Below are 13,142 nucleotides of genomic sequence, written 5' to 3' on the forward strand. Positions count from 1 at the left end.
CGCCCGCGCTACAGCACCGCGCACAACACGGCGAGCAGCACCACGACGACCGCATAGACCGCATCGCGCCAGCCAAAGCCGCTCCGCGCGGGAGTCGGATACGCACCGGCAAAGCCACGGCAAAGCATAGCCTCGTCCATCGCGCGGCTGCATTCCATCGCCTTGATAAAGGTCATGCCCATGATACCCGCCAGCGAGTCGGTGCGCGAAAAACCCGCAGGCGCACGACCCACGCTGCGCAGCATGACCGATTCGCACAGATCGTGCGCCGTGCGTCCCAGCACCTCGATATGCTTGAGCGCCATATCGAAAGTAAAGATGACCTCGTCGGGCAGGTGCAACATTTTGAGCGCCGCCGACATGCGGCTCCAGGTAAGCGTCCATGAAACGCCCAGCACCAGCGACACATTAATGAAGGTCTTGAGCGCGATCTTGAGCATGGCGCCCGTGGCAGACGCGCCCAGCAGCAGGGCAGGCAGTGCCAAAACCACCGCGAGCCCCGCAGCGCCAAGCGCCGGCACAAAGGTTGCCCGCAGCCCGCGTACGGGGCGCACGGCAACGAGCACCAGCGCGATAGCCGCCATCAACATGAGGTAAAGCGGGCTCTGTGTCAGGCACACGCACAGAACGCAGACGAACATCCCCACCAGGCGCACCGGAGCCGAAACGCAAGAAAGGGCGCGGTCGACCATCGACCCGCCCTCGTGCGCGCCTCCACCCAGGCGAACCCGCTCAAGCAGGCTCGCCAGGTGTAGGACATTCTTTTGCATCACACGATGCCGAGCCCCCGCGGGCTCGTATCGCTGCTCGACCGCAAGCCAGCTAGGCAGCTCGGCTATTGCCATGAGCACCGCTTTCCTTGACCGTCAGCGAGACCAGGCGAAATGCGATGGTCAGCACCGCCACGCCAATCACGCCCGAAAGAATATACATCGCAGCCTGGCCGGCAAAGCCAAGACCCTGCTCCTCGGAATAGGCCTGCAGATAATCGACCGTGGGCAGGGCATCGGCAAAGGTCGGGGTATCGAGGCCGACCGAAGCCTGCAGGCTGTCGTCGCCAGCCTCCTGAACGGCAGTCGCGGCGCCCTCGGCGTCCCACTCGCCCCATGCGTCACCCGTGGCCAGCAGGCCCAGCGGCGTGGCCACAACAAGCACGGCGACCAGAATGAGCGTGGGAATCAGGGAAGTCTTCTTGGCGGTACCATCGGCGGCAAGCTGGCCATCGGCGGCTTCGGGGCCGACGATAATGCTCGGCGCCGTCTTCTTAATGAAGCCGTAGATGGCGGCCGTCGCCACGCCCTCGATCACGCCGGCAACCAGCATATGCGGGATCAACATGGCCGGAATAGCCACGGACAGCGGGAAGGGGCAGTACAGAGGGGCGCCCGAAGCGTTGGTGAAGAGCATCGGCTGAATACCAAACTCGATTGCCGCGCACAGGGCCGCCAGGCACAGGCCGACCCAACCGCTCACGATGGCAGAAACCGAGGTGCCCCAGCTCTTGTCGTGCAGACGGCTGTTGAGCGCACGGAACACGATAGCAGCGACAAACGGCAGCACAAAGGCCATGTTAAAGCAGTTGGCGCCAAACGACAGAACGCCGCCGTCGCCAAACAGCAGCGCCTGCAGCGCCAGCGCGACCGAGACAGCGATAGCCGCGGCCTCGGGGCCCAGCAGCAGCGTGATGAGCGCGCCACCAACAGCGTGACCAGTGGTGCCGCCAGGCAGCGGCACGTTGAACATCATGAGCAAGAAGGAGAATGCGGCGCAAATACCCAGAAAGGCCATGTGCTCGCGATCGAGCGTGGCGCGCACCTTCTTAATGCAGTGAACCCAAACGGGAACCATCGCCACCGCCATGACGGCATCGGTCTGCGGGGACAGGTAGTTGTCTGGAATGTGCATATACGCCTCCCGGTTGCCGGCGCATGGGATTGCAGCGCCGCCTGAAACATTTCATCAGTGTTACGAGCTAGATGATTCGTAACACGCCGCAGGCTATGATAGCAAAACGGCGCGCCGCCACAAAAGCAGCACGCCGTTTTGTAATGCGCGTGTCATATATGCAGGGTCAGCGATGCCTTATTCCGAACACCGCGGTCGCGCAGAGCTCCGCAGCAACCGCCATCAGGCCCTACACTCCCATCGCAAGCCCTAGCCGCGGACCTCGCCGTTTACGCCCTTGCACACCTTGGTGACGATCTTCTGGTGCGCCTTCTCGACCTCTTCGCTGGTAAGCGTGTGGTCGTCCGAGCGATACGTGAGCGCAAAGGCCATGGACTTCTTGCCCGCACCGATGCGGACCGGATCGCGGTAGACATCGAACAGGCGCACGCCCTCGAGCAGCTTGCCGCCGGCACTGGTAATGCGACGCTCAAGATCCTCGCAGGTCACAGTGTTGTCGACCACAATGGCAAGGTCATGCTCAACAGCCGGGTACTGCGAGAACTCGCGATAGTTCTCCTGGTTGCGGGCGCCCTTGATCAGCTTGTCCAAATCGAGCTCAAAGGCAACGACGACCTCATCGATGCCCATCGCCTCGCGCGCCTCGGGGTGAATCTCGCCGACCCAGCCCAGCACGGTTCCGCCGGACAGAACCTCGGCCGCACGACCCGGCTGCAAGAAAGCGTAGCCCTCGCCCTCGACGGGACGGAAGCGAACCTTCTCGATGCGCAGCTGGGCGAGCAGCTCCTCGACAATGCCCTTGCCAAAGAAGAAGCGCAGCTTGCGGTACTTCATGTTCCAGGACTGCTCGCTCCACTGGCCCGAGAGCACACCCGCCACGGACTTGGTCTCCTTGGGCAGGCTGGCGTTCTCGCGACCGTGGAACAGGTTGCCGACCTCGTACAGGTGCACGTTGGGCGTACCGTGCGCCTCGTTGTAGGCCACGGACTGCAGCAGGCCCGGCAGCAGCGAACGACGCATCTCGGTCTGCTCGGCCACCAGCGGGTTCATGAGCACCACGGGGCAACCGCGGCCCTCGGTGGACATACCGATCTTCTCCAGGTCGCCCGGGGCGGCAAAGCCAAAAGTCGTGGTCTCGTTGAGGCCGCAGGCGCGCAGGATCTCACCGACCTTACGGGTGAGCTTCTGCTCGCGGGTCAGGCCGCCGATGTGGTTCTTGGCAGCCGGGATGGTCGCCGTCACGCGGCCCATGCCCCACAGGCGCAGGACCTCCTCGATCAGATCGATCTCGCGCGGCAGGTCGGGGCGGAAGCTCGGCGGAGTGACCATAAAGTCCTCGCCGTCACGCTCGACGGTGCAGCCCAGGCGGGTGAGCGAACGCTCGATAAAGTCGGGCTCGATGTCGGCACCGCAGATGGCGTGCACGCGGGCCAGGCGCAGCTTGATGCTGTCGATGGTCTTAGGAGCGGGGAACACGTCGATGTAGCCGGGAGCGACCTGGCCGCCGGCAATCTCCTCGATGAGCGCGCAGGCCACGTTGGCCACATCCACGCAGCCGGTCTCGTCGACCTGGCGCTCAAAGCGAATGGAGGCGTCCGAGATCAGCGACAGGTCGCGGCTGGTATGCGAGGTGCGACCGGCGTTAAAGCAGGCGCTCTCGACCATCACGTCGACGGTGTCGTCCTCGATCTCGGAATCCATGCCGCCCATGACGCCGGCCAGCGCCACGGGACGCTCGCCGTCGGTGATGAGGCCCATGCCGGCGTCGAGCGTGCGCTCCTCGCCGTCGAGGGTCGTGAACTTCTCGTCCTGCTGGGCGGCGCGAACCACCACGCGGCGGTGGCCATCGCGCTCGGCAAAGGTGTCCAGGTCAAAGGCGTGCAGCGGCTGACCGGTGAGCATCATCACATAGTTGGTGATGTCGACGATGTTGTTGTGCGGGCGCACGCCCAGGGCATTGAGGCGCTTGACCATCCAGTCGGGCGACGGGCCGACCTTCACGTTGCGCACGATGCGGGCGACATAGCGGTCGCACAGGCCCTCGTCGGCAATCTCGACCGAAAGCTCGTCGTCGGTCGCGCGGCCGGTCTCGATCTTGATGGCGGGCAGCTCAACGTGGAAATCACGGTCGAAGATGGCGCCGGTCTCGCGGGCCATGCCGATCATGGACAGGCAATCGGGACGGTTGGGCGTGATCTCGCAGTCGAGCACAGTATCACTCGAGCCCACGTACTCGGCAAACGGCATGCCGCAGGGCGTATCCTCGGGCAGGATCATGATGCCGGAGTGGTCGCCGCCCAGGCCGAGTTCGCGCGCAGAGCAGTTCATGCCCATGGACACGACGCCGCGCAGCTTGCTCTTCTTGATCTTGATGTCGCCGGGCAGCTCGGCACCGATCATGGCCGTGACGATGTGGTCGCCGGCCTCAAAGTTCTGCGCGCCGCAGACAATCTGCAGCGGAGCGGGGTTGCCGTCGGCGTCGAGGTTCTTGTCGCCCACGTCGACCGAGCACACATACATATGGTCGCTATCGGGGTGCGGGGTCTTGGTGAGTACCTTGGCGGTAACCACGTGGTCGAAGGACTCGCCCACGGCATCGATCGCCTCGACCTCGGTGCCGGTACGGATATATTCGTCCGAAAGGGTCTTGGGATCCTCCGGAATATCGATCATGGTCTTGAGCCAGTCGTAAGAAACGCGCATCTAACTGGTCTCCTTTCATAAATGCGGCTTTGAGCCAAAAAACTGCAACGGAGACGGGTTTTCCAAGTGCCGCAGATTGCCTTGAAAGAGGAGGGCCGCGTACTTAGGTACGCAACCGACGATTGAAAGGCAAGGTGCGGTGCTTGGGAAAGCCGCCGGGCCTAGAACTGATTTAAGAAGCGCATATCGCCCGTCATGAGCGTTCGCAGGTCGGGCAGGTCGTAGCGCAGGGCCGCGACGCGCTCGGCGCCAATGCCAAAGGCGAAGCCGGTGTACTTCTCGGGGTCGATGCCGCAGTTGATCAGGACGTTGGGGTCGACCATGCCGCAGCCCAGGATCTCGATCCAGCCGCTATGCTTGCAGAAGTTGCAGCCCTTGCCGCCGCACACGTGGCAGCTCACGTCCACCTCGCAGCTGGGCTCGGTGAAGGGGAAGAAATGCGGGCGGTAACGCGTCTTGCGATCCTCGCCAAACATGCACTTAACAAAGTAGTCGAGCGTGCCCTTCAGGTCGCCAAAGGTGATGCCCTCGTCGACGACCAGGCCCTCGATCTGGTTGAACTGCGGCAGGTGGCAGGCATCGGCCGTGTCGGGACGGTAGACGGTGCCCGGGCAGATCATGTAGATGGGCGGCTTTTGCGACTCCATGGTGTGGATCTGCACGCCCGAGGTCTGGGTGCGCAGCAGCACGTCGGACTCGCCGTGGGCGTGAGCCTCGGGGTGCGCGACGCTGCCGGGGTTGTTGTCGACCACGTAGAAGGTATCGCGGGCCGAGCGGCTCGGGTGATCCATGGGGGCGTTGAGCGCGGTGAAGTTGTAGTAGGAGGTGTCGACCATGGGACCAGACTCGACGGTATAGCCAATACCGCAGAAGATGTCCTCGGCCTCCTCGATAATCTGCTTGATCAGGTGCTGGTGACCGATCTGCGGACGGATGCCCGGCAGCGTGATGTCGACGGCATCGTGCTCGAGTGCGTGTTTAAGGGCGGCGGCCTTCATCTCGGTGGTGCGCTCGTCGAGCATGCCCTCGATCAGCTGACGCATCTCGTTGGCGCGCTTGCCCATGACGGGGCGATCCTCGGGAGCGAGCTTGCCCATCATGCGCATCAGGCCGGTGATGCGGCCCTTGCGGCCGAGCAGCGCGACGCGCGCGGCCTCGAGCTTCTCGGCGTCGTCGGCGCCTGCGACGAGCTCCTTGGCCTCTTCCTCGAGTTTGACCAGATCATCAATCAGACTCATGTCTTCCCTTTCGTCTCTCGCGCTCCCCGCTTGCCGAGGCGACTACCGCCGCCTGACGTTGCGAAAACGCGGCCCGGTTCGGTAACAAAAAACCGCCCTCGGGCATGTGCATTGCCCAAGGACGGTTGAATTCCGCGGTACCACCTTGTTTGACGCGGCGGATGTCTGGCCCGCCGTGCCCACTCTGCGCCCCTTATCGCGAGGCTCACGGCTTCCCTACTGGGGCTTCGCCGCCGCTGGCCGCGTGCCCGTTGAGGTCGCTGCTCGGGAGTGAACGCTTGGCCCTTGTCACCGCAGGAAGGCTTGCAGCCCATGACCTTCCCTCTCTTGCCGGCGACGCGGCGGGCAAAACCCTCTCCGTCAACGCATTGGGCTACAGGATACCACATTGTGTGGGCGTATCGCCGCGTTCCGTTTTGTTCGTGCTGGGTACAAGGCAGGTAGCTGTGCAAACTGGCCGCGCGCCCACCCGAAGCGCCCGGCTCACGAGATCAAGGATATGGTATGGGAAAGAAACTCGATAAGAAGGCCGAGCCCGCAGCGGGCAAGACATCCAAAGGCATGAAGGTCGATAAGGCCGTCAAAAAATTCCGCAAGCTCGAGGGCAAACTGTGGACCCGCGAGTACCTGCTCAAGATTGCCGAGTTCGATGGCGCGACCATTGCCCCCGCCAACGGCGCCGCGGCCCGCGCCGATGCCATGGGCACCCTTGCCGGCGAGCATCACAAGCTGCTGACCAGCGAAAAGTCTGTCGAACTTGTGCGCTCGCTGGCACGCGAGACCGTCTCCGGAGGCAAGATCGACGACCCGCAGCTGCTCGACGAGATCCGTGTGCTCGGCCGCGACCAGCGCGAGGCAAGCGCCATTCCCACCGAGGAGGCCGAGGCCTGGACCAGGCTCACCTGCGAGGCCGACGCCGTGTGGCACAAGGCCAAGACGGCCAATGACTGGGCGAGCTTTGAGCCCTATGTGGATAGAATCGTCGGCCAGCTTAAGCATCAGGCCGAGCTCATGGACCCCAAGCGCGACCCATACGATGTTTGGCTCGACCAGTACGAGCGTGGCCTTTCCGCCAAGAGCTTCGACGCGTTTTGCGATGAGGTCAAGGCCACGGTCGTTCCGCTCGTGCACGCCATCGGCGAGCGCGGCCAGCAGCCAGCTGCCGACTTTTTGCACGCCCGCGTGCCCGAGGCTGCCCAGCGCGCCATGAGCTTCGACCTTATGAAGCTCGTCGGCCTGGACCTGAACGACACCACGCTTGCCTTTACTGAGCACCCGTTTAGCGAGGGCTTTGCCGTGGGTGATGCGCGCATCGCGACGCACATCTACGAAGACGACTGCATCTCCAACGTCTACAGCATCATCCACGAGGCGGGACATGCCATGTACGAGCTGGGCGTCAATCCGGCTTATGCGCGCACGTGCCTGGAGGGCGGCACTTCCATGGGCATCCACGAGAGCCAGAGCCGCTTCTTTGAGAACACCGTGGGCCGCAGCCGCGCCTTTATGGGACCGCTGCTGCAGGTACTGCGCCGTCACGCGCCCGAGGTCTACGGCGACGTGGACGAGGACACGCTCTACTGCGCCGTGAACATTGCGCAGCCGTCGCTGATCCGCACCGAAGCCGACGAGCTCACCTACCCGCTGCATATTATGGTGCGCTACCAGATTGAGCGCATGCTGTTTGCCGGCGAGGCCACGGCCAAGGACATCCCCGCGCTTTGGAACCGCTTTATGGACGAGTACCTGGGCCTTCCCGTTCCCGACGACACGCGCGGTTGTCTGCAGGACACGCACTGGAGCGGCGGCTCGTTTGGCTACTTCCCCACCTATGCGCTGGGCAGCGCCTACGACGCCATGTTTGTGCCGGCCATGTGCCGCGACGGCGTCGACCTTACCGGTGCCTGCGCGAGTGGCGATCTGTCACCCGTTCGCGCGTGGCTGGGCGAGCACATTTGGCAGTGGGGTCGCGCCAAAGACGCGCCGGAGCTCATCAAGGGCGCCTGCGGCATGGCCTTTGACGCCCGCTACTACTGCAGCTACCTGCAGGACAAGTTCACCACGCTGTACGAGTTGTAAGGATTGACCAGCACGCCATCGCCAACGCCAACCATGTTGACGCCAATGTCTTGGCAACGTCAGCGAAAACGACCCTAAGCGAGCAAGGCGACGTGAAATGAAAGGGCGCTGACCTTCTGGTCGCGCCCTTGAAATTGAACGTCAGATTGCCGCTTAGGGGCGTTTGCAGCGTCGAGCAGTTACGCGGTTTGGTAAAACCGCGTAACTACAGAGCCTCGAGTGCGTTGGCGATGCGCTTCATGGCGGCATCGGCGGATGCTTGGTCGGGCGCCTCGGCCAGCACGCGGATAACCGACTCGGTTCCGCTCTTGCGTACGAGCACGCGGCCCTCGCCTGCCAGCGCAGCCTCGGCCTCGGCGATGGCGTTCTGCACGCCCATGTTCTCGAGCGCGGCGTCCTTGTCCGCCACGCGCACGGCCACCTGCGCCTGCGGCAGCAGCTTGCACGGAGCCGTGAGCTGCGAGAGCGTCTCGCGCTCGGCGCGGATCACTTCCATCACGCGCAGCGAGGTCATAATGCCGTCGCCCGTGCGCTCGATATCGCCAAAGATCGTATGGCCCGTCTGCTCGCCGCCCAGGCTGTAACCGCCCTCGCGCATCTTGGCATACACGTGACGGTCGCCCACACCGCTGGTCACGACACTTAGGCCGGCAAGCTCCAACGACTTGATCAGGCCAAAGTTGCTGGCAATCGTCGGAACCACGGTACCGCCCGAAAGGCGACCGTGCTTGTTCAGGTACACGCCGCACACGTACAGGATCTGGTCGCCATCGACCACGCGGCCGCGCTCGTCCACGGCCAGGCAGCGGTCGGCATCGCCGTCGTAGGCAAAGCCCACGTCCAGGCCCTGCTCCACCACATGGCGCTGCAGACGCTCCATATGCGTGGAGCCGCAGTCGACGTTGATGTTAAAACCATCAGGCGCGGCATTGATCACGCGCACGTCGGCGCCCAGCGCGTCGAACACCGGCTTGGCCACCGAGGACGCCGAGCCGTTGGCGCAGTCGATGCCGATCTTGACGCCCTGAAGCGAAAAGTTCGCGCTGGCGATGAGCGAGGCAATGTAGCGGTTGCGGCCCTGCATGTAGTCCACCGTGGCGCCGATGTGGTTGCCCGTGGCCAGCGGCACCTCGCTCTTGCTATCGACGTAGTCCTCGATGAGCTCCAGTACGTCCTCGTCCATCTTAAAACCGTCGCTATTGACGAGCTTAATGCCGTTATCGCAAAACGGGTTGTGGCTCGCGCTGATCATGATGCCGCAATCGAAACAGCCTTCCACGGTCTGATGCGCTACGCCCGGCGTGGGGATCACGTGCAGCATATAGGCGTCCGCGCCGCTCGCGACCAAGCCGCTCACCAGCGCCGCCTCAAACATATAACTCGAGCGACGCGTGTCCTTACCCACGATGACGCGCGCCTTGCGCTCGCGGTTGGCGCCGTAATACCAGCCCACAAAACGGCCAATCTTATAAGCGTGCTCTACCGTCAGCCCAACGTTAGCCTCACCGCGAAAGCCGTCGGTGCCAAAGTACTTCATGCGCTCTCCTTACAAAATAGGGGCGAACAGATTGCCTGTCCGCCCCAAAATGGTACTCGATTATCTGCGCTACCAGAAAAACCCTACGCCGACGCGCTGTCGCGAGCCGCCTGGCATGTAGGAGTCTGACGCAGCGTAAGCGGCTTGTCCCCCGCCTCGGCTGACGTGGTCAGCGTATATGTGATCGTCGTCGTCTCGCCAGCATGCAGGTCAACGGTGCCCGAATAGAAGGGGATTCCATGCCACGTAGCGGCGCCAAGACCAAACTGGGTGCCCTCGACGGTCAGATCAGTAATGTTGCCGCCCGTCGGGGCAAACAACGAGACATTCAGACGCTCGTCGTCGCGCGCGGCATCGGGCGCGCTCGCCGCGACGTAGTCGGGCAGCTTGCCGGCCTCCTCCTGCGTCATGATGTTCGTCAGGGTAACGGCGATGCGATACGAGCATGTGCCGTCACCGTTCTTGATGCCCTGGCCAATCTGCGTATCGGCATTCAGGTACCAGTCGAGCTTGGAGAAGCTCAGGTTGTTAAAGTAGACACCAGCAACGGGATCTTCACTCGGGTCATCCGGATCGGGCAGCGAGGCGTCGATGTTCATCTCCTTGATAGCGTTCTGCTCGTCATCGTTTTTCATCCACGCGATCAGGCGGCCCTCTTCGGCACCGCGCTCAACGGCGCTGACAAGCTTCGTAACATCGACATCGCCGATACCGCCAAGGATCTTGTCGAAGGCAGCGCTGGCGACGGATGCAAAGATGCCGTCCGACTCCTCGACCGGATAGTTCCAGTACACATCGTGCATGAGGACCTTTGCGGCGTTGGTGCCGTCGACAACCGTTCCGTCGGGCAGCGACACGTTACCGACCAGGCCCAGCAGATACTGCAGGAACACCGGGTCGATGCCGACGACGCCATCAACGTCCTGCCCATATTGGGACTTCCACAGCGCGGCGACACGCTGCGAGTTGCGGGGCCAATCAGGCGAATAGGTATTGCCCGAGTTGTACAGGTTACTGTGGTTGCCGAACAGCGCCTCATCCTCTTCGTCGACACTCTCGACTGCCTCATCCTCACTGAGCCCAATGCGGGGAACAAACTCGCCAATCGACATCTGGCCGTCGGTGACCGAAATCAAACCTTGCGAACCGCCAAAGCCGCCGCAGGCACGAATTTCGACGTTGTTCATGGCGTACACAAGGTAGTTACGCGTCTGGCCGTTGGCGCCGAGCATCTGGGGAAGGACGGGGGCGACCTTCTCCGCCGCGTCAACCGCGCCGTTGAGGGTGGCAAAGCCGTCCTTGGCCTTATCGACCAGCTCGGTCACCTGGGAAATATGAGTATCGCCAATGCCCTGGATCTTCTCGTTGGCGCTCTTGAACACCTTCGAGCTGCTGGAAAGCGAATCGGCGACCGCCTGCAGCGCGGACACGTTAATCATGCCGTCCTGAAACAGCTTGCCGGGCGTGGCCTGCGAAAGGTTATCGGCCATGGGAACCAGCGCATTGTTCGAGACATCGGACAGGGCGTCGATCATGGTGCGGGCCGCATTGATGTCGCTGCCATACACCGGGATAAACGAAGCCGCCGTCCACAGCGGGCTCGAGGTCTCCGCCTTCATGCTGTCGCAGAGCTCATCGATCTTCTTCGCGTCGTCAGGCAGCGTCGAAAAATCGCCCGACGTGACCTTGTCCTTAAGGCCACCGACGATCTCGACAGCCTCCTTCGCTTCGCTCTTTACGGTCTTTGCCGAGTTAAGCAGCATAAAGCCGCTTGCGCCAAGCGCAACGAGAAGCACCGCGACTACAGCGGCAATAATGGCGCCAGTGTGACGCTTTTTGCGCTCGCCCTTGCGATGGCGATGACGGACCAGACCGTCAGAGGTCGAACTCGACGAAGCGTCGCTACCGTAGTTCAAGCCAAAATCGTAATAATCTTCCTTGGAACCCGAGCCCGCAAACTGGGCACCGCCATCATCCAGGCGGGCGAACGTGCCAGTCTCGGAGGCGCCGGTGTAAATCGTGCCAAGGTTACCCGTAAGCCCCGCGCCACCGGCAGGGGGAGTATTGTTAGCTGCCTTGCCGGCATTAACGTTGCCGGCGGTATTCGCGGCGTTGGCAGCACCTGCGTTGTTCGCAGGTATCGAAGGGGCCCCGCTCGGCTGCGACGTGGAGGTTGCACCGCCCGCAAAGACATTCCCTCTTGCACGGCCGGTCTTTTTTGCCTTTTGAGACTGCTCGTACAGAGCGGTAAACATCGCCGTCTCGCCCGGGGACACGCGCTTACCGGAACCGCCCTGCCCAGCGCCGCCCGGCGTGCCGGCCTTACCAGCCCCGTTCGGACGCGGCGGAACTGCAGGACGGCCGCTATCGCTGCCCTTAAAGTGATTACCAGCCATAAAGAAATCCTCGCAATTGAGTCGCAATGAAAAAGTCCATAACGTTGCTAGTTTATGGCATTTTGAGCATCGACAGCTAAACTCCAGACACGGACATCAATTGGCGAAAATGTGGCACAACGCCTTTTCCGTCTTGGCGCCAGCTACACCGTCAAAAACACCATCGCGATAATCATGGCAAAGCCCGCCAGGTCGGTGGGCAAAAACACCGTTCCCAGCATAAGGGCGCTGGTGATGGTGGCCGAAACCGGCTCCATGGTTCCAAGGAGGCTCGCGCGCACCGAGCCAATCTCCTTAACGCCCTGCATGTAGAACATATAGGCGAAGAACGACCCCACCACAATAAATATCGCGAGCGCGCCGACACCCGAGGGGCCGAGCGCCGGCATATGCGCCCACGGCTGGGTAAAGATACTCATCACGATTCCCGCCGAAAGCATGGCCGAGCCCGTGACGACCGGGCTACCGTATTTGTTGAGGATTCCGGCAGGGATGATTGCTATGCAGGCACCGCCCACTGCGCACAAAAGGCCCGAGAGCAGGCCCATCGGCGAGATGTTGAGCGTACTGGGGTCGCCGCCCGTGGCGATCAAAAACGTTCCGCCCAATGCGAGCAAAATGCCAAGAGCCTCGCGCGTGCGCGGCAGTCGATGCGCGGTGACGCAGGCATACCCCATGACGACCACCAGCTGCAGGCACTGGAAGACGGTCGCGGTGCCCGCGTTGGTCAGGCGCACGGCTGACAGATAGCAAAGCTGGTTGAACAGCAGGCCAAAGATCGTAAACAGAATAAGCTGCTTGCGATCGGCGGGGGTAGTCCACAGCTCGATCAAGCGGTCGCGGTCTTTTCTGAGCACAACGAACATAAAGAGCAGGCCAGCGATAACTTGGCGCACGCTCATCAGCCAAAACGTCTCGATATGGCACACGTCAAAGAGGTAGCTGGCGCTGGTGCCAGAAAAACCCCAAAACGTACCGCCGGCAAACGCGGCGAGCGTACCCAGGGCCATCTTGCGCGCCTGGGCGTCGTTGAGGCGGTCGCGCCATGCGCGGCGGGTGCTGCGGCTCAGCTCGTCAGTCCCCTCGGGCACGATAAAATCAGACGCCGCCGTCATCGGTACCGAAGCCCTTTCACGTGCACACTGCGCCGAGCGCTTCTGTTCCATCCCACTCCCCCGAAATCAATTGGCAATAAAGCGTCCAAACTGTAGCACGAATATTGGTATGAAATAGCAGATGATGCGGAGCATCTGCGAGCGTCCAAATTGCAGGGACGAAAGGCAC

General features: G+C 62.5%; 8 protein-coding genes. 1 reads left to right on the forward strand and 7 read right to left on the reverse strand.

Annotated features, from left to right (window positions below):
- Positions 1–8 precede the first annotated feature (8 nt).
- The 4 genes from DWV20_RS07295 to pheS form a co-directional block, all read right to left on the reverse strand.
- Positions 9–845: an energy-coupling factor transporter transmembrane component T gene (locus tag DWV20_RS07295; protein WP_117876770.1), complete on the reverse strand. Its 837-nt coding sequence runs from the start codon at positions 843–845 to the stop codon at positions 9–11.
- The gene (gene cbiM / locus DWV20_RS07300) at positions 823–1,905 is read right to left on the reverse strand and encodes a cobalt transporter CbiM (protein WP_117876670.1); all 1,083 of its coding nucleotides are present in this window, start codon (positions 1,903–1,905) and stop codon (positions 823–825) included. Before cbiM ends, DWV20_RS07295 begins: the two co-directional genes overlap by 23 nt.
- A gap of 249 nt (positions 1,906–2,154) precedes the next feature.
- Positions 2,155–4,608, reverse strand: coding sequence for a phenylalanine--tRNA ligase subunit beta (pheT, locus tag DWV20_RS07305; RefSeq protein ID WP_117876668.1), 2,454 nt, complete (start codon positions 4,606–4,608; stop codon positions 2,155–2,157).
- A 161-nt stretch (positions 4,609–4,769) separates the two neighbouring features.
- Complete coding sequence (pheS, locus tag DWV20_RS07310; protein WP_117773241.1) at positions 4,770–5,846, reverse strand: phenylalanine--tRNA ligase subunit alpha; 1,077 nt, start codon at positions 5,844–5,846, stop codon at positions 4,770–4,772.
- A 504-nt stretch (positions 5,847–6,350) separates the two neighbouring features.
- Here pheS and DWV20_RS07315 point away from each other — a divergent pair.
- Positions 6,351–7,925 carry a carboxypeptidase M32 gene (locus DWV20_RS07315; RefSeq protein WP_117736242.1) on the forward strand — a complete coding sequence of 525 codons (1,575 nt, stop codon included), beginning with the start codon at positions 6,351–6,353 and terminating at the stop codon, positions 7,923–7,925.
- A gap of 205 nt (positions 7,926–8,130) precedes the next feature.
- On the opposite strand, the gene glmM is transcribed toward DWV20_RS07315, so the two are convergent.
- The 3 genes from glmM to DWV20_RS07330 form a co-directional block, all read right to left on the reverse strand.
- The gene (gene glmM / locus DWV20_RS07320; protein WP_117736243.1) at positions 8,131–9,462 is read right to left on the reverse strand and encodes a phosphoglucosamine mutase; all 1,332 of its coding nucleotides are present in this window, start codon (positions 9,460–9,462) and stop codon (positions 8,131–8,133) included.
- An 83-nt stretch (positions 9,463–9,545) separates the two neighbouring features.
- Complete coding sequence (locus tag DWV20_RS07325; RefSeq protein WP_118256688.1) at positions 9,546–11,858, reverse strand: DUF4012 domain-containing protein; 2,313 nt, start codon at positions 11,856–11,858, stop codon at positions 9,546–9,548.
- Between the two features lie 143 nt (positions 11,859–12,001).
- Positions 12,002–13,024, reverse strand: a complete 1,023-nt coding sequence (locus DWV20_RS07330) for a DMT family transporter (protein WP_199576951.1) — start codon at positions 13,022–13,024, stop codon at positions 12,002–12,004.
- Positions 13,025–13,142 lie beyond the last annotated feature (118 nt).

Source organism: Collinsella sp. AF02-46-1 (genome assembly GCF_003465825.1).
Classification (GTDB): domain Bacteria; phylum Actinomycetota; class Coriobacteriia; order Coriobacteriales; family Coriobacteriaceae; genus Collinsella.